The sequence below is a fragment of the Bacillus cereus group sp. MYBK14-1 genome (genome assembly GCF_051916885.1).
Lineage (GTDB): Bacteria > Bacillota > Bacilli > Bacillales > Bacillaceae_G > Bacillus_A > Bacillus_A cereus.
Window position 1 is genome coordinate 151,597 of record NZ_JBQAHM010000007.1, and the last position, 17,871, is coordinate 169,467.

Genomic DNA, 17,871 nt, shown 5'->3' on the forward strand with positions numbered 1-17,871 from the left:
TTATACGTAATATAGTTGACAAAAAATTTATGAGTAGGCTAAGATTGACTTAGTTGTGGAAATATTGGAAGGGAAGTGAGGGAAACGGGGTTTCTATAACTATAGTGTTGTTATGGGAAGAGGTGAAAGAAGAGGAGAAGAGAAAGTTTATTTTTTTTGACTTACATTGAGAATGATAATCAATAAATACGTTTTATAATTTTTTCTCAGTTTCTATGCCTTCGTATAAGGAATAGGGTGAGATATTATTTTTAATATTAAATGAGAATGATAATCAATAATGCTTATGTTACATAAAAGAATGCTAATTAAATAATAGGTAGAAGAGATTATTTTTTTCTTATGAATTGAGAATAATTATCATTTTCGGAAAAAGTGAAATGAAAGATAACCAAGGAGGAAACAAAAAAAATGAAAAAGGTTTCTGTATTACCCGCTTTTATTATAACGTTCGTATGTATGCTAGCTTTTCTTGTAATGCCATACGGGAATGCTTCAGCAAAACTAGCTGATGGTACTTACGATATTAATTACGTAATTCAAAAAGCGGAAAATGATTCAGCTTCAATGGCAAATGACTATTTTGAAAAGCCGGCAAAATTAATAGTGAAAAACGGTGAGATGAGAGTACAAGTTCCGATGAATCATAGTGCTTGGATTACAGAATTTAAAGCACCAGAGAACGGAAATTTTGTTGATGCGAAAGTTGTTAATAAAGATGAATCGGCAGATAAAAGAACAGTAGAGTTTAAAGTAGATGATTTATCCAAACCGGCAGCTGTAAAAATTCATGTTGTTGTACCAAGTGCAAACTATGACCACCACTACACAATTCGTTTTGCTTTTGATGCAAATGTAAAAGCTGTAGGTGGCGATAATGGCGTAGCTGCTACAACAAAAAATAATGATCAAGCGAAAACAGATACACAAGTAAAAGAAGAGAAAACAAAAGTAGAGAGTAAGGAAACAGCTAAAGAAGTGAATAAAGAAACAAAAAATGAAAATGGAAAAGCTGAAAAAACAGATAACCCAAAAACAGGCGATGAAGCACGTATTGGATTGTTTGCAGTGTTAATTCTTATTTCAGGTGCTTTCTTAATTCGTAAAGTGAAATTGAGTAAATAAATCTTTTGAAGGGTGATGAATATATGTTTAAACAATTTAAAATGATTATTGCCGTATTTGCTGTTTTATTTACATTTATCGCAACACTAGGTTTACAAGATGCAAAGGCTGCTACAAAACTAGCTGATGGAAAATATAATATTGCTTTTACTGTATGGAAAGGCGATAAAGATGAATCGTCTAGAATGAATAGTTATTTTGAAAGCCCAGCAACATTAACAGTTAAAAATGGAAAACAATATGTTTCATTTAAAGTGAAAGATAGTGCTTCTATTAAAAGTTTCCAAGTAGAAAAAGATGGTCAATTTGTAGAAACAACCGTGTTAAGTGAAAATAAAAAAGATAATACTAGAGTTGTAGAATTTGAAGTTGCTGACTTGTCAAAAAAACTAAATGGCAAGGTGAAAATTAATATTCCAATTATTAATTATAATGCTTCGTATGATATTCGCTTTGTATTTGATGGGAACAGTATTAAATAATTTTCAAAAGGGAGAGTCGTTCCATTGAACAGGTATACAAAAATTATTGTTGCTATGTTTTTAATGATATTTACATTCGTATCAACATTACAACCACTTGCAGTTCAAGCAGCTACCAAGTTGGCTGACGGTGAATATTCAATTGGCTTCAAAGTTTTAAAAGATACATCAGATGAAGAATCGATGATGAATCAATATTCAGTAAGTCCGGGAACTTTAAAAGTGAAGGATGGGAAAAAGAAAGTATCCTTTACATTAACAAATAGTTCATGGATTACGAAATTTGAAACAGAAAAAGCAGGTAAGCTAGTTGCGACAAATGTAATTAGTGAAGATAAAGAAAAAGATACAAGAGTAGTAGAATTTGATGTAGAAGATGTAGAGAAGGTATTAAATGCAAAAGTAAAAGTAGATATTGATTTTTTAAATTATCATCATGAGTACGACGTTCGTATTGCATTTGATCAAAATAGCATTACACCAATTCATGTAGAAAAACCAAATGAAAAAGAGGACCCAGCTAATAAGCCAGATCCAAATGAAACTACCGATCCAGGTCAGAAGCCCGACCAAAAGCCTGACCCAGATCAACAACCAAATTCTAACACAATTACAGATGGTGCGTACAGCATTCCATTTAAAGTGTTAAAAGATCAAACAGATGAAGAATCTAAGATGAATAGTTACATGGTAAATCCAGGAGTATTAAAAGTAGAAAACGGTAAGAAAAAAGCAATTGTAACACTAAAAAGTAGCTCATTAATTAAAAATTTCCAAACGGAAAAAGATGGCGCATTTGTTGATGCAAAAGTAGTGAGTGAGGATAAGGAAAAAGATACAAGAGTAGTAGAGTTTGAAGTAAACGATTTATCTAAAAAACTAAATACAAAAGTATTTATCGAAATGGCATCAAGAAATTATAAGCAAATGCATGATGTACAACTTTTATTTGAACAAGATAAACTTGAACAAATTAAAAATGAAGAGAAAAAACCAGAAGTAGAAAAACCGGAAGCAGAAAAACCGGAAGCAGAAAAACCAGAAGTAGAAAAACCAGAAGTAGAAAAACCGGAAGCAGAAAAACCGGAAGCAGAAAAACCAGAAGTAGAAAAACCGGAAGCAGAAAAACCGGAAGCAGAAAAACCAGAAGTAGAAAAGCCAGATGAAAATAAAAAACCAGATGCTGAAACAATTAAAGATGGTGAATACAGCATCAATTTCAAAGCATTAAAAGATCAAACAGACGAAATTTCAATGATGAACACATATACAAAAAGTCCAGGTGTGCTAAAAGTAAAAGATGGTAAGAAGTATGTATCATTTACGTTAACGAACAGTTCTTGGATTACAAAATTTGAATTTGAGAAAAATGGTTCGTTTGTTGATGCACATGTAATAAGTGAAGATAAAAAAGCTGATACACGCGTAGTGGAATTAGAAGTATCAGATTTATCAAAAAAGTTAAATGCAAAAGTAAAAGTAGATATCGATTCAATGAATTATCACCATTTTTACGATATTCAATTTGCATTTGATAAAGGTAGCATTAAGCCGTTAGATAGCCAAGGCGGAAACAACAACCAAGGCGGAAACAACAACCAAGGCGGAAACAACAACCAAGGCGGAAACAACAACCAAGGCGGAAACGACAACCAAGGTGGAAACAACAACCAAGGTGGAAACAACAACCAAGGTGAAAACAACAACCAAGGTGGAAATGATAACCAAGATAATAACACAACAATTGATCCAAAAGCTCTTAAAGATGGTGAATACAGAATTGGCTTTAAAGTGTTAAAAGATCAAACAGATGAAATCTCAATGATGAACACATACACAAAAAGCCCAGGTGTATTAAAAGTAAAAGATGGTAAGAAATACGTATCGTTTACATTAACAAATAGTACATGGATTACGAAATTTGAATTTGAGAAAAATGGTTCTTTCGTTAATGCAAAAGTGTTAAGTGAAAATAAAGAACAAAATACAAGAGTAGTAGAAGTAGAAGTAAACGATTTGTCTAAAAAATTAAATGCAAAAGTAAAAGTAGATATTGATTCAATGAATTATCACCATTTTTATGATGTTCAATTTGTATTTGATCAAGACAGTATTAAAGCCTTAGGGAACCAAGGCGGAAACGACAACCAAGGCGGAAACAACAACCAAGGCGGAAACGACAACCAAGACGGAAACAACAACCAAGGTGGAAACAACAACCAAGGTGGAAATAATAACCCGAAAGTAATAGTTGATCCGAAAAATTTAGTAGATGGCCAATATGATATTACATTTAAAGTATTAAAAGATAAAACAGATGAGATTTCAAAGATGAATGACTATGTTGTAAATCCAGCGAAATTAATCGTAAAAGATGGTAAAAAATATATTGAGATGACGCTGAAAAATAGTGCGTGGATTACGAAATTCCAAACGGAAAACAATGAACTATTCGCTGATGCGAAAGTAGTAAGCGAAGATAAAAATGTAAATACGCGAGTAGTACAGTTTGAAGTAGAAGATCTATTTAAAAAATTAAACGCAAAAGTAAAGGTAGACATCGATGAGATGAACTACCATCATTTCTACGATGTGCAAATTCAATTTGATACAAATAATATCGGCGCGTTAGGAACTCTTAAAGAGGAACCGAAAAATGAACCGAAAAATCCAGTGACTACACCGAAAGTAGATAATGTAAAAACAGTAGGTACTCCTGATTTTAACCGAAATGCAGATGGTCAGAAGAAAAAAGAAGATACAAAAAATGATTCGAAAAAAGAGAAAAACTCAAAAACTGCAGATACAGCACAACTTGGTTTATATATGGTGTTACTGCTAGGTTCACTTGCTTTACTAGTTCGTAAATATAGAGCAGGTAGATTGTAATTTTTGGAGTCTTGATGCATATTCGCGTGCATCAAGACTTGTTTCATATTGTATGGAAAGGAGTGGTGATTGAGAGTGAAGAAAATTGCAAGTGTACTAATGGCTATCATTTTGTTAATGAGTATAGCTGGGTGCTCATCACCAAAAAAAGAAACAGCAAAGCAGGTAAAGAGTGAGAGTAAAGAGCGCGTTGTTGCAACAACAGTGGCTGTTACTGAAATTATGGATGCGTTAGAAGTAGATTTAGTTGGCGTTCCAACAAGCTCTAAAACTTTACCGAAGCGATATAAAGGTTTACCTGAAGTTGGGAATCCAATGAGTCCAGATATGGAAAAGGTAAAGTCATTAAAGCCTTCAGAAGTGTTATCTGTGACAACACTTGAATATGAATTAAAGCCAGTTTTTGATGGTGTGGGTATGAAAGCAAACTTTTTAGATTTAACGAGTTTGAAAAATATGCAAAGTTCTATTAGCCATTTAGGTAAGAAATATGGGCGTGAAAAACAGGCCGAAGCAGTAGTAACTAAATTAGATAAAAAGGTTGCTAGCATTCAAAAAGAAGTAAAAGGAAAGAAAGAACCGACAGTACTTATTTTATTAGGTGTGCCGGGAAGTTATTTAGTAGCAACAGAGCATTCTTATATTGGAGATTTAGTGAAACAACTAGGTGGTAAAAATATTGTGCAAGGTGAACAAGTAGAATATTTAGCTTCTAATACAGAGTATTTAAAGAAAGCTGATCCAGATATTATTTTACGAGCAGCTCATGGTATGCCTGATGAAGTTGTAAAAATGTTTGATAAAGAATTTAAAACAAATGATATTTGGAAACACTTTGCTGCGGTTAAAAATAACCGTGTTTACGATTTAGAAGAGCGTTTATTTGGAACGACAGGCAATTTAGCAGCAATTGAAGCGTTAGATGAATTGAAAAAAATGATGTATCCGTGATGCATTTTAATATAAAGGAAGAGTAGAATGAATAAAAAAACTTGGAGTTTCCTCATTGTTACTGCATTGCTTATTGTTATGACATCATTGTCAGCGATGAAAGGGAGTTTAGAAGTAGGTATTGTTGAACTTGTACAAGGGATATTTACAGGTGGAAATGAAGATGTTGAAGTCATTAAAGATTTACGTTTCCCGCGTATTATTATTGCGTTGTTCACTGGAGCGGCTCTCGCTGTTTCAGGTGTGCTTTTTCAAGCTGTTATGAAAAATCCACTCGCCGATGCTGGGGTAATCGGTATATCTTCAGGAGCAAGTTTTATGACACTCGTTATTATTACGTTGTTTCCGCAATTCTTTTTCTGGACACCCGTATTCGCCTTTTTAGGTGGTGCGCTTGCATGTTATCTCGTTTATTCGTTTTCATGGAAATCAGGATTAAGCCCGCTTCGCATTATTTTAATTGGTATTGCCATTAATGCAATGTTTACTGGATTAAATGAATCATTCGTTACGATTTGTGGGTATTTTATTAAGAGTATTAAGCAAACGACGACTTCTAATATAACAATGAAGACGTGGGGCGATGTAGAAATAATGGTGACTTATGGAACGATTGGTCTTATTCTTGCTCTGTTCGTAGGAGCTTGGTGTAACTTATTATCGCTACAAGATAAGACTGCGAAAAACTTAGGCTTGCACGTGACGAGAGTTCGTCTTATTATTTCTGCCATTGCAGTACTCTTAGCGGCAGTATCAACAGCGATTGCAGGTGTTATTGCTTTTGTAGGATTACTAGTTCCGCATATTTCAAGACAATTAGTCGGTTCAGACCATAAAGTATTAATTCCATTTTCTGCGCTTGCAGGGGCGTTATTAATTTTGACGGCAGATACAATTGGAAGGTTAATTGTGCCACCTAACGAAATTCCAGCAGCAACAATTATGGCGGTTATTGGTGGTCCATTCTTAATATTTTTGCTTAGAAAGAGTGATAAAGTTCATGGAAATTAAAAATGTAACCTTTTCATACGATAACGTAACAAATCGTTTAAAGTCTGTTAGTAGTGAAATAGAAATTGGGAAAATTACAACAATCATTGGACCGAATGGATGTGGGAAATCAACATTACTTAGTGTCATGTCTAGAAACCACGCTCCTAGCAGTGGAGAAGTAATACTTGATGGGAAAGCGATTGGTGAATATAAACCGAAAGAGTTTGCTAGAAAGCTAGCAGTTGTCCATCAACAAAATGAGGCTCCAGCAGATATTACAGTGGAAAAGCTAATAAGCTTCGGGCGTATGCCATATAAAAATATATTCTCTCCGCAAACAGATGAAGATAGAGAAGCGATTGAGCGTGCACTAGTATGTACGAATTTACAAAGTAAGCGTGATAAGCCAATTTATGCTTTATCTGGTGGAGAGAGGCAGCGAGTTTGGATCGCGATGACATTAGCTCAAAATACACCAATGCTCTTCTTAGATGAGCCGACCACATATTTAGATATTTACTATCAGTTAGAAATATTAGAGTTAGTGAAAGAGTTAAATGAAGTGCATGGACTAACGATTGTAATGGTATTACATGATATTAATCAAGCCATTCGTTATAGCGACCATATTATCGTTATGAAAGATGGAGAAATCATTACGAAAGGTATTCCTAATGATGTAATAACAGAAGAAATGGTTAAAGCAATATATGGTGTAGATGTCATTGTAAAGCAGGATGAAGATACCGGATTGTACATGGTACCTATGGGAATCTAAAGGCTGAGCATAATCCGTTTTGAGGTGATAATTTGAATAGTAAGAAAGGACGGAAAAAGAATTCTTTTTTTCAACGCATACTTACAATTGTGTTTTTAGGAATCTTTTTCTATTCAATGTATGAGTTGGGCGGGATTTTCATGGATTATTATGAAAATCGTAAAGTAATGGCTGAGGCACAACATATTTATAAAAGAAGTCCAATGGAAGAAAAATCAGAAAATGGAGAGGTACGTAAACAGTTTCAGGATCTCCAGAAAATTAATCCAGAGATAGTCGGATGGATTACGATGGATGATACACAAATTAATTATCCAATCGTTCAAGCAAAAGATAATGATTACTATTTATTTCGTAATTATAAAGGTGAAGATATGAGAGCGGGAAGCATTTTTATGGACCATCGTAATGATGTGAAATCTCAAAATCGAAATACGATTTTATATGGCCATCGTATGAAAGATGGTTCTATGTTTGGTAGTTTAAAAAAAATGTTGGATGAAGACTTTTTTATGTCTCATCGTAAATTATATTACGATACATTATTTGAAGGATACGACGTTGAAGTTTTTTCAGTATACACGACAACAACGGACTTTTATTACATTGAAACGGATTTTGGAAATGATGCGGCATATGCATCGTTCTTAAAGGAAATTCAAGAAAAATCACTGTACAAAACGGATACGGAATTGACGGCTAATGATGAAATCGTAACACTTTCTACTTGTGATTATGCTCTTGATCCAGAGGCTGGAAGGCTAGTTGTACACGCAAAATTAGTAAAAAGAAATTAAAGAAAAAAGTATAGAATATGAGAAGTGATAGATAACGCTTCTCATATTCTATACTTTAAAAAAGGACTGTTCTTACTGTGCTGCAGCCATTGGCATACGTACAACTTTTACATCATAGTAAGCAATTTTATTATCAAGAATATATTCTGGCATTCCGCCTTGATGTGAGTGAGCATCTTTAAATGCAGCGCTCTTTGTCCAACCTTGGAAATCTTCTTTTGCATTCCAGCGAGTGCTAATTGTTACTTCATCATAATCAACTGTATTTTGTGTTAAAAGAACTTCTAGACCTAAAAAGCCTGGCATCGTTTCAACTTTACCTACTTTATTAAAACGCTCAATTAATTTATGCCCATTTCCCTTTGTAATTTTAGCTGTATTTGTAACAATAATCATGTTTATTCCTCCTATAAATGTAGCTATATTTTCAAGAACTCATATACATCAAATGATAATGAAAATCATTATCATTGTCAATGGTAAATGTGAAATATATAAGTTTTTTTCTATTATTTTGGACAGTGAGATTTTCATTTCAAAACATAGTAAATATGTGGCGGTTAAGTGCGAGAATGAGCTAGTTGTACTAGCAAAGCAATAATATGGTATAGTGAAACGAGGCTGTTTTTTCAGTCTCGTTTTTCAAATGCTTTCTGTAGAGAAAGCATGCAAATGGAAAGGAAGTTATTATATGCGATTAGAAGTAACTGTAAAAATAAAACCGAAATTTATAAAAGAAATTAAAAGTGGATATCCGCTTATTTTAAAAGATGCGATTCAAAATTTAAATGATGTTCGTGAAGAAGGAACAATCATCAAAGTAGTAGATGAGAAGAACAACTTTGTCGGAAAAGGTTATTATGGAAAGCAAAATAAAGGATACGGCTGGATTTTAACGAGAAAAGAGAGTGAACAAATTAATCAATCTTTCTTTGAAAGTAAAATCAAATCTGCCCTACATAAACGAAAGCAATTTTATAAATCAAGTGATACGACAGCATTCCGTGTGGTGAATGGTGAAGGTGATGGTCTTGGAGGACTAATTATCGATTATTATGATGGCTACTACGTAGTAAGTTGGTATAGTGAAGGGATTTACACTTTCAGAGATGAGATTATAGCCGCTCTTCAAAAAGTAGCAAACTTTAAAGGTATTTATGAGAAAAAGCGTTTTGATACGAAAGGGAAATATATTGAGGGTGATGATTTCGTAGCAGGAGAGCGCGGCGAGTTCCCACTTATCGTAAAAGAGAACGGTGTGAACTTTGCGGTTTATTTAAATGATGGGGCAATGGTTGGTGTATTTTTAGATCAACGTAACGTTCGAAAACAAATTCGTGATAAATATGCAAAGGGAAGAACAGTGTTAAATATGTTCTCTTATACAGGTGCTTTCTCTGTATTTGCAGCGCTTGGCGGAGCAAGTAAAACGACGAGTGTTGACCTTGCAAATCGTAGTTTAAGTAAAACGATTGAGCAGTTTAGTGTAAATGAAGTTGATTATGAAGCACAAGATATTATTGTAGAAGATGTATTTCTTTACTTCAAATATGCAGCTAAGAAAAAGATGAAATTTGATATGGTCGTACTTGATCCTCCAAGCTTCGCCCGCTCAAAAAAATATACATTTAGTGCAGCAAAAGATTATAAAAATTTATTAAAAGAAACAATTGCTATTACAGAAAATAACGGTATTATCGTTGCTTCTACAAATTGTAGCGCATTCGATATGAAAAAGTTTAAAGGCTTTATCGATACAGCCTTTAAAGAAATGAATGGCAAATATAAAATATTAGAAGAACATTCTTTACCAGAAGATTTCCGTACCATTGATCAATTTAAAGAAGGAGACTACTTAAAAGTAGTTTTCATCGAGAAAATTAAAGGTTAATAAAGAAAAGGAGCTCGAGTTTACTTGAGCTCCTTTTCTTATTGAACGATATTTTGTACTCTACCGACTTGTCCGTCCTGCAATCGCACTTTAATGCCATGCGGATGGGAAGGGGAGTTTGTTAAAATATCTTTTACAATTCCACGTGTTAATTTGCCTGTTCGTTGATCTTGTTTTAATACAATATCAACTTCAAGACCGGGCGCGATATTAGAACGTTTTTGTCCGTTCATTTACACACCTGTACGTCTACGTTGGTTGTTTGTTTTCTTTGTTTGTTGGTTTTGTAATTTTTTCGTTTCTTGGCTTTGATTTTTTGCATTTTGACCATTTCCATTTCCTTGCTTTTTCTTAGCAAGTTGTTCGCGCATTAAATCAGCTAAGCTTACTTTTTTGTTTTCTGACATGATAAGTCTCCTTTATATAAAGTTAATTATGAACAATCGTAGTGAATTTCATCATATCATTGTTAAGGAAGGAAGGGAAGTTGGTTTGAAAATTCATATATTTGTTTCAAGTCTGTAGTAGTTACGATACAATTGAGTTGTTAACGTTTGTAAAAAGGGGATAGACATATGTCACATCATATTTTATTAGTTGAAGATGATCTCTCAATTCAAGAGATGGTGGAAAAGTATTTGATAAAAGAGGGCTTTCAAGTAACAATTGCGTCTGATGGAGAAGAAGGCGTGAACACATATTTAAAAGGTTCATTTGATTTGATTATCCTCGACATTATGATGCCGAAGCTAGATGGCTTAGAGGTTGTACGAATCATTCGAGAAAAAAGTGCTGTTCCGATTTTAATGATGTCGGCAAAAGATACAGATGTTGATAAAGCTGTTGGATTAGGACTTGGAGCAGATGATTACATTTGTAAGCCATTTTCTATGATTGAATTAGCTGCACGTGTAAAGGCAGGTATTCGAAGATCTACGAAATATTCGGCTACAGAAACAACAGAAAAGATGATTCAAATTGGTGATTTAACGATTGATCCAATTAATTTTACTGTGGAAAAAAACGGGAAGCCTCTCAAACTTACTTTAAAAGAATTTGAGATTCTAAAATTGTTTGTAAAAAATCAAAATCGTGTATTTACAAAAGCACAAATATATACACTAATTTGGAACGAAGAGTATTACGGTGACGATAACGTTATTAATGTTCATATGAGAAGGTTGCGTGAGAAAATCGAAAGTGATCCATCTAATCCAGAATATATTAAAACGTTATGGGGTATCGGCTATAAGTTGGAAGTGATGTAATATGGTCAATTTGTTAATAAGTATTATTTTTATATTGTTATGTGTCATTTACATACAATATAAAATGAGAAAAAATAGTAGTAAAAATTTACGATACACATATGAAAAGTTAGAAAGTATTGTAAATGACAAAACAGGCGAGACGTTACTCGTTATGACAGATGATCTAGAATTGCAAAAATTATTAGTGGCAATTAATCAATTATTAGATGCAAAACAGAAAACGAATGCAGATCATGCAAAAGTAGAAATTTCGATGAGAAAAATGCTTTCAAATATTTCGCATGACTTGAAAACACCACTAACAGTTATTCTTGGATATACAGAAATGTTAAATAAGGATAAAACGATAAATAAAGAAGAACAACAAATATTACTTGAAAAAGTGCATACGAAAACACTAGAAGTGATGGAGTTAATTCATAAGTTTTTTGACTTGGCAAAATTAGAATCTGGTGACAAAGCAATTGAAATGACAAAAGTAAATATGAATGAAGTTTGTCGTGAGAAGATTTTATCTTTTTATGATTTAGTGACGGCGAAAGGGTTTCAAGTTCATATTGATATACCAGAAAGAAATATATATGCACTTGGAAATGTAGAAGTATTAGGTAGGGTATTGAACAATTTAATATCAAATGCAATTACATATGGAGACGATGGAAAGATACTGGGTATGACGTTAAGAGATGATGAAACGAATGTGTATATAGACGTATGGGATACAGGAAAAGGGATTGATGAATCTCATATTGATAAAGTGTTTGAGCGTATGTACACACTTGAAGATTCGAGAAATAGATTGTACCAAGGAAGCGGTTTAGGGTTAACGATTACGAAAAGACTGGTGGAAGCGATGGATGGAAAAATCCATCTTTCTAGTAAACCGTATGAAAAAACAATTTTTACAATTGTATTAACAAAGATACAGTTTTAGCTTGTAGAGCAGTAGATTCTACAAGCTTTTTTTCAGCGTAAGGAATTTGTAAGAAACGGGTAAGAAAAAAGAGATTTCCGTTGTCTATTATAGAAATATAGAGTATTGCGAAAGGGGAAAGTAACATGACATATATATTAAAAACAAATCAGTTAACGAAAGTGTTTAAAGGGAAAGAAGTTATTTCCGGTGTTAACATGCATGTGAAAAAAGGAGAAATTTACGGTTTTTTAGGACCAAACGGTGCTGGTAAAACAACGATTATGAAAATGATTACAAATTTAATAAAACCGACGAGCGGTGAGATTGAAATTTTCGGTGAGAAGTTAACAGATACATCTTATGAAGTATTAAAGAGAATGGGGACGATTATTGAATATCCAATCTTTTATGATAAATTAACGGCGAAAGAAAACTTAGAATTACATTGTGAATATATGGGCTATTACGATAAAAATGAAATTGACCATGCTTTACATTTAGTGAAGCTGCAAGGTATAGATAATAAAAAAGTAAAAGATTTTTCATTAGGAATGAAACAACGACTCGGTATTGCAAGGGCAATCGTAACAAAGCCAGAATTACTCATTTTAGATGAACCCATTAACGGTTTAGATCCAATTGGTATTAAAGAATTAAGAGACTTATTTAAAATGCTCTGCAAAGAATATGGCATTACATTATTAGTTTCTAGCCATATTTTAGGTGAGATGGAATTAATGGCGGATACAATTGGTGTCATTCAAAATGGAAAACTAATAAAAGAAGTTTCAATGAAGAGTATTAACGGAAAACAAACAGAGTACATTGAAATTACTGTTCCTGATGTGAAGCGTGCAGCTTATATTTTAGAAGATAAACTTGGTATAAAAAACTACAAAATAATGAGTGGAAACATGATTCGGGTTTATGAAGTGGCGGTGACACAGCAAGCCATTTCCAAAGCACTTATTATGAACGATGTGGAAATTGAAAGTATTAATAAGAAACATAGTTCCTTAGAAGAATATTTCTTAAATGTAATGGATGGAGAGGGCATTCATGCTTAATGGACTGTGGCTGAACCTGGTAAGTGGATTTATCGTAATGCTAGTAAGTGGAATTTTATATTATAGAAAACCAGAGCGGAAATGGTTGTTAATCCTACTAGTGATAGGAATGTTAAGCTTCGTTACTGCTGGAATTAGAATGTTAGCAGCGTAGAGACAGGTATATAAAGAATGGAGGCGTGGTTTATATGTTTAAATTAATGAAGCTCGAATGGAAGAAACATCAATTATCTAGTTACTTTAAAAGTGTAGCAATTTGTATTATAGCAATTTTCGCTGCAGTAAGCCTTATGGCATGGGGAATGAAAGCCGAGGGAGACGTGCTCTTCTTTGACTTCACACAGAACATGGCTTTAGTAAATATTTTTATTAGGATAACATTCATTATTTTTAGTTCAGTCATTTTATCACGTTTAGTAATTGATGAGTATAAGAACAAAACGATACAACTATCATTTATGTATCCGCTACAAAGGAAAATGCTAATGAGTGCGAAATTAACAATTGTTTTCTGTTTTTGTTTTGTGAGCACGATTATCGCGACTTTCATTATTAGCTTGCTCGTATATTTTGTGAGTCCAATGATGGGACTGATTGAAACACCTGCTACGATAGGTGAAATAATAGCTATGGTTCCAGGTACTATTATAAGTGCATTTATGATATCTGGTATAAGTTTAATTCCTTTATTTTTTGGAATGAGAAAGAAATCGACACCGACAACGATTACTTCAGCAGTAATAATTGGCTTGCTGATTAGTGGTAACTATGGTCCTGGAAACGGTCAAGTAAGTATGTTTGATTTTATAGCTATCCCAATCGTGCTCTGTTTATTAGGAATTTTCATTAGTTATCTATCGTTTCGTAAAATCGACAAGATCGATGTGGCGTGAAGCAAGCTTAAAACGAAAACGAACTGGGGTATGAATAGTGAAAAAAATAATAGTAATTGCAATATTATTCATTACAATTGCTAGTGCGGTTTTTGGTTTTAAGATATTTCAGGGGAAAGATTTTAAGAAAGAAAAGTCTTTTGAGATAAATAATATAAAAGAAATAGAAGTAGACAATGAAAACTGGAATCTTGAATTTAAAAGTACAGACGCTAATAAAATAATAATTTCCGCTCAAGGTGAACAAGCAGATAAAGAGATAGATCCCGTCAAAATAGAAAATGATGAAAATAAAATTATGGTTAAGCAAAAACAAGAGGCGAACAAATTTTTTAATGGTTTTACGTTTAGGAAGAAGAATAGTATATGTATAGCTATTCCGAAGAAAGAAATAGATAAAATTGTATTAAATAATAAATCAGGTGATGTGAAAATAAGAGATATAGTAGTAAAAAGTATCGTGACGAAAGGCAAATCTGGGGATGGAATGATTGTAGGACTATCAGCCGAGAAAGGTGAATTCATATCGCAAAGTGGAGAGTTAGTTGTAAAAGATAGTTCAGTACAAGAATTAAATATAAAGTCTACGACTGGTGATAACTATATAACAAATGTAAGTAACTCAAATATGAACATCACTTCAACATTTGGGGAAGTATTGCTGAAAGATATGACAGAAGGAAAATCATTATTTATAGAAACAAAATCAGGGGATATTGGCGTACGGTATAAAGGTGTCCCGGCATCATTGAAGCTTATGGCTAAAAGTAATTCGGCTGACGTAATAGTGGATTTAAAAGGACTTAAGAAAGATAAAAATACAGAAAAAATAAAAGTAGGAACGATTGGTGATGCAAAAAATGAAGCGAAGATTTTAAGTGAAACAGGAGTCATTTATATTGATTAAATCTTAGGAGGAAGGAGGACACTATCATGCTACATTTAATGAAGCTAGAATTGAAAAAGTTTAAGCTTGGTTGGTACGTGAAGAGAGCAATTATTGCAAATATTGTTATACTGGCATTAATGATCTTTGTGAGCATCATTGCTCAAGTAGAAGGTGATGCAGAAATAAGGAATCCAGAGACGATATTGTTAATGGCTAGCACAATAGTAAGAGCAACGTTTATTGTTTTTGGTAGTGTATTAATCGCAAGGCTAATAATTGGTGAATATAAAAATAAAACAATACTACTTATGTTTTCTTACCCTATTAATCGGAAGAAAATGATGGCTAGTAAGTTGGCTATTACAGCGATAGTAACATTTATAACAGTTATTGTATCTAACATTTTAGTAGTAGGAGTTTTCTTTGGTATAGATAGCTATTTTTCAATTCTTCCTAATTCATTTACAGTAGATCAATTGATGCAAGAAGGAATAAAACTAGTTCCTTTAGCCATTGCAACTGCGGGGATGAGTTTAATCCCATTATATTTCGGAATGCGTAAACGCTCCGTGCCAACTACAATTGTTTCATCTCTTATCGTTGTCACAATTGCAATGAATGGCAACCCAGAGTTTTCTACAGCAACTTTTCTTCCCCTTCAACTAGCACTCGCAGCAATTGGAGTTGTGATTGCGTATTACGGCATTAAAAATATAGAGAAGGAAGATATAGCAGTATGATAAGAATACGTAAAAGGAGTTGGTGTTATACTAACTCCTTTTTTGTATATGTATGCTTCGTTACTACTCTGTAAATTTGGAGTGTTTGCTTAAATACGCTTGTACTTCTGGAGAAATATTAAAGTTATTAGGACTTTTATATTCGATAGTAAACTCTCCGTCTTTATTTGTTTCAAAGGCGATTGCATAGCTATTCATTTTAGCATCGTAAGAAGTGTTTTTGACTTCTGCATCTAGATTAAAATATTTTGTAATATACTCTTTTGATTCCGTAATTGCTGTTTGTTTTCCCCAAGGGGTACCATAATAGGTGAAATAAAGAGATACACTAATAACTCCAATAATAGAAGTTAGTAAAATAGTTCCCATAGCTATTTTTTTATTTTTTGTATTCAATTTGGTTACCCCTCTTCGTAATATGTATTCATTTTAACCTATATATTCCATAAAACAACCATTTAGAAAAAATAGTTTCACATGAAACAAGTTACAGAAAAAGACAAGATGTGTAAACACCTTGTCTTTTTTGTCGTTACATTTTAGGAGCTTCCATTCCAGCCGCAGCCCATTCTTCTTTTGCGGGGCCATATACGCCAGGAACTGTTAAGCCGGCTTGTCGCATTAAAACCGTCATTTGCCCGCGGTGATGATTTTGATGATTAATAAGTGTCATTAAAAATATAGAATTCGGCATAGGGCGACCAAAGAAGTCATTAATAGTTGCTAAATCTTTATTAGTCCATTTACTTTGAAGTGCTTCAACAAAAGCCGCATTCACTTTACGGTACTCATCTGCAATTGTTTTTGCAGAAGTTGGGACAGGATAATCTTTCGTTTCTCCTTCAAACTTTAGCCCTGTGCCAGATAGTATAACAGGAATTGCCGTCACGATATGCCAAGCGACTCTTCCTAACGTCCAATGTCCAGGTGCAATTTCTTGTGATAAAGATGCATCGGTTAATGAATCAAGCATTTTCTGAGTAGACTCTGCTTCGTATGTCCATGATTGCAAGAAGCCTTCAATTGTTTGGTACATTATTGTTATCCCCCTCTACTTATGTTCATAGATTAAGTTCGAGAAGAAATGACAAGTTCCCTTTATGTTTTAATAATGGTATTTAAAATTTTATATATAAATTTTATGATACTATTGAGTGTATATAGAATTATATTAATTCAGGGGGATATTATGAAAAGATTGATTTTAGGAATCATAATTTTATTTTTAATGGTAGGATGTAGCAATGAAACCTATAAAAAAGCAATGGATCAAGGGAAATTGGCGTTAGCGAGTAAAGAATATGACACGGCAGTAGCATCATTTGAGCTAGCATTAGAAGAGAAAAAGGATGATAAAGAAGCAAAGGTATTAAAAGACCAAACTACTAAGATGATAAGTTCGATAAAAGAGAAATCGAGTGGAAATATAGAACAAGCAATAGGTTTGTTTCAAGAAGTAGAAAAGATGAAAGATGGTTCCGCAATCCTTCAAAGTCAAGCGAAAGAACAAAAAGATTCGCTCATAGAGCATAAAGAGTTAAAAGGTCAATATATAGGTCAATTGGAAAAGGCAGAGAAGTTAAAGAATGATAAAAAGTATGAAGAGGCTAAAGGGATAGTAAATAAAATTGTTAACGATACTGGCCAAAATCAACAATTTATTTCGGAAAATCAACGGGCCGAAGAGCTGAATAAGCAAATAGATGGCTTACTAACTCAACAAGCAGAAGTTAAGAAAAAAGAGGAAGAGTTAAAAAATGAAAAGAAAAAAGAGGCTGATATTGGAAAGTTAAAGGGGTCTTGGATGTCATCAGAAAGTACAGACAGGCCAGTTGGGTTGGAAATAGAATCTATTAATAGTGAGAAAACAGGCGGAGAATTTATGGAACATAATATTTTTGGGAAAGGGACTACTATAGGAGACTTTCGAATATTAAGTGTGGACCAAGGGATTATTTCTGTAGAGCTTGTATTTTTAGTGGGGGAAATAAAGCATAAGGCTGATTTGAAAATTGAGGAGAACACATTAACTGTATATCATGAGTTTATGGGGAGTACTGAATCTGTGAAATTAGTGAGATCAGAGTAATTTATCCCGCTATTCACCTGCAGTAAAATTCCCACCTCAAGATTCGGCTGGAGCAAAGAAGTTAGGTGGGAGATCCACTGCTCATAAAAGCCCAATTGGT

21 protein-coding genes are annotated in these 17,871 nt (G+C 33.4%); 16 read left to right on the forward strand and 5 right to left on the reverse strand.

Annotated features, from left to right (window positions below; genetic code table 11):
* Nucleotides 1–411: 411 nt before the first annotated feature.
* The 7 genes from isdC (at nt 412) to srtB (ending at nt 8,015) form a co-directional block, all read left to right on the forward strand.
* Nucleotides 412–1,125 (forward strand): heme uptake protein IsdC, encoded by a 714-nt coding sequence (gene isdC, locus ACTFR3_RS19105; protein WP_000757944.1) that lies wholly within the window; start codon nt 412–414, stop codon nt 1,123–1,125.
* Between the two features lie 23 nt (nt 1,126–1,148).
* Nucleotides 1,149–1,607 carry an NEAT domain-containing protein gene (locus ACTFR3_RS19110; RefSeq protein ID WP_000476164.1) on the forward strand — a complete coding sequence of 153 codons (459 nt, stop codon included), beginning with the start codon at nt 1,149–1,151 and terminating at the stop codon, nt 1,605–1,607.
* A gap of 24 nt (nt 1,608–1,631) precedes the next feature.
* Entirely contained in the window at nt 1,632–4,496 is a 2,865-nt protein-coding gene (locus ACTFR3_RS19115) for an NEAT domain-containing protein (protein WP_440044691.1), read from the forward strand.
* Nucleotides 4,497–4,565: 69 nt separating this feature from the next.
* A complete protein-coding gene (gene isdE / locus ACTFR3_RS19120; RefSeq protein WP_033685303.1) occupies nt 4,566–5,447 on the forward strand; it encodes a heme ABC transporter substrate-binding protein IsdE in 882 nt (293 codons plus the stop codon).
* 27 nt (nt 5,448–5,474) lie between these two features.
* A complete protein-coding gene (locus tag ACTFR3_RS19125; RefSeq protein WP_001036848.1) occupies nt 5,475–6,458 on the forward strand; it encodes a FecCD family ABC transporter permease in 984 nt (327 codons plus the stop codon).
* Entirely contained in the window at nt 6,448–7,218 is a 771-nt protein-coding gene (locus ACTFR3_RS19130; RefSeq protein WP_000403758.1) for an ABC transporter ATP-binding protein, read from the forward strand. The genes ACTFR3_RS19125 and ACTFR3_RS19130 overlap by 11 nt, the downstream gene beginning before the upstream one ends.
* Before the next feature lie 32 nt (nt 7,219–7,250).
* Nucleotides 7,251–8,015 (forward strand): class B sortase, encoded by a 765-nt coding sequence (gene srtB / locus ACTFR3_RS19135; RefSeq protein ID WP_001086126.1) that lies wholly within the window; start codon nt 7,251–7,253, stop codon nt 8,013–8,015.
* Between the two features lie 72 nt (nt 8,016–8,087).
* Here the strand turns inward: srtB and isdG are convergent, their stop codons facing one another.
* A complete protein-coding gene (gene isdG / locus ACTFR3_RS19140) occupies nt 8,088–8,411 on the reverse strand; it encodes a heme oxygenase (protein ID WP_000587818.1) in 324 nt (107 codons plus the stop codon).
* 295 nt (nt 8,412–8,706) lie between these two features.
* Here isdG and ACTFR3_RS19145 point away from each other — a divergent pair, with 295 nt between their 5' ends.
* Nucleotides 8,707–9,906, forward strand: a complete 1,200-nt coding sequence (locus ACTFR3_RS19145) for a class I SAM-dependent rRNA methyltransferase (RefSeq protein WP_001235507.1) — start codon at nt 8,707–8,709, stop codon at nt 9,904–9,906.
* A 38-nt stretch (nt 9,907–9,944) separates the two neighbouring features.
* On the opposite strand, the gene ACTFR3_RS19150 is transcribed toward ACTFR3_RS19145, so the two are convergent.
* Nucleotides 9,945–10,139: a YwbE family protein gene (locus tag ACTFR3_RS19150; protein WP_001014310.1), complete on the reverse strand. Its 195-nt coding sequence runs from the start codon at nt 10,137–10,139 to the stop codon at nt 9,945–9,947.
* Nucleotides 10,140–10,313 (reverse strand): hypothetical protein, encoded by a 174-nt coding sequence (locus tag ACTFR3_RS19155; protein ID WP_001293578.1) that lies wholly within the window; start codon nt 10,311–10,313, stop codon nt 10,140–10,142. It lies immediately after the preceding gene.
* Nucleotides 10,314–10,481: 168 nt separating this feature from the next.
* On the opposite strand from ACTFR3_RS19155, the gene ACTFR3_RS19160 reads away from it, so the two are divergent.
* The 7 genes from ACTFR3_RS19160 to ACTFR3_RS19190 all read left to right on the forward strand — a co-directional run bounded on the left by ACTFR3_RS19160 (nt 10,482) and on the right by ACTFR3_RS19190 (nt 15,682).
* Complete coding sequence (locus ACTFR3_RS19160; protein ID WP_000018056.1) at nt 10,482–11,174, forward strand: response regulator transcription factor; 693 nt, start codon at nt 10,482–10,484, stop codon at nt 11,172–11,174.
* A 1-nt stretch (nt 11,175) separates the two neighbouring features.
* Entirely contained in the window at nt 11,176–12,111 is a 936-nt protein-coding gene (locus tag ACTFR3_RS19165) for a HAMP domain-containing histidine kinase (protein WP_000247686.1), read from the forward strand.
* Nucleotides 12,112–12,236: 125 nt separating this feature from the next.
* The gene (locus tag ACTFR3_RS19170; protein WP_000221069.1) at nt 12,237–13,160 is read left to right on the forward strand and encodes an ABC transporter ATP-binding protein; all 924 of its coding nucleotides are present in this window, start codon (nt 12,237–12,239) and stop codon (nt 13,158–13,160) included.
* Nucleotides 13,153–13,314, forward strand: coding sequence for a hypothetical protein (locus tag ACTFR3_RS19175; RefSeq protein ID WP_000931817.1), 162 nt, complete (start codon nt 13,153–13,155; stop codon nt 13,312–13,314). The genes ACTFR3_RS19170 and ACTFR3_RS19175 overlap by 8 nt, the downstream gene beginning before the upstream one ends.
* 34 nt (nt 13,315–13,348) lie before the next feature.
* On the forward strand, nt 13,349–14,053 hold the full coding sequence (locus ACTFR3_RS19180) for an ABC transporter permease (protein ID WP_000475552.1): 705 nt from the start codon (nt 13,349–13,351) through the stop codon (nt 14,051–14,053).
* A gap of 37 nt (nt 14,054–14,090) precedes the next feature.
* Nucleotides 14,091–14,960 carry a DUF4097 family beta strand repeat-containing protein gene (locus ACTFR3_RS19185; RefSeq protein ID WP_000720988.1) on the forward strand — a complete coding sequence of 290 codons (870 nt, stop codon included), beginning with the start codon at nt 14,091–14,093 and terminating at the stop codon, nt 14,958–14,960.
* 26 nt (nt 14,961–14,986) lie between these two features.
* Nucleotides 14,987–15,682 (forward strand): ABC transporter permease, encoded by a 696-nt coding sequence (locus tag ACTFR3_RS19190; protein WP_000902926.1) that lies wholly within the window; start codon nt 14,987–14,989, stop codon nt 15,680–15,682.
* 63 nt (nt 15,683–15,745) lie between these two features.
* Here ACTFR3_RS19190 and ACTFR3_RS19195 read toward each other — a convergent pair whose 3' ends face one another.
* Both ACTFR3_RS19195 and ACTFR3_RS19200 read right to left on the reverse strand, forming a co-directional pair.
* Entirely contained in the window at nt 15,746–16,078 is a 333-nt protein-coding gene (locus ACTFR3_RS19195; protein ID WP_001093296.1) for a YfjL-like protein, read from the reverse strand.
* Nucleotides 16,079–16,214: 136 nt separating this feature from the next.
* A complete protein-coding gene (locus tag ACTFR3_RS19200; RefSeq protein ID WP_000284980.1) occupies nt 16,215–16,718 on the reverse strand; it encodes a DinB family protein in 504 nt (167 codons plus the stop codon).
* Nucleotides 16,719–16,871: 153 nt separating this feature from the next.
* Here ACTFR3_RS19200 and ACTFR3_RS19205 point away from each other — a divergent pair, with 153 nt between their 5' ends.
* Entirely contained in the window at nt 16,872–17,771 is a 900-nt protein-coding gene (locus tag ACTFR3_RS19205) for a hypothetical protein (protein ID WP_000825580.1), read from the forward strand.
* Nucleotides 17,772–17,871: the final 100 nt, after the last annotated feature.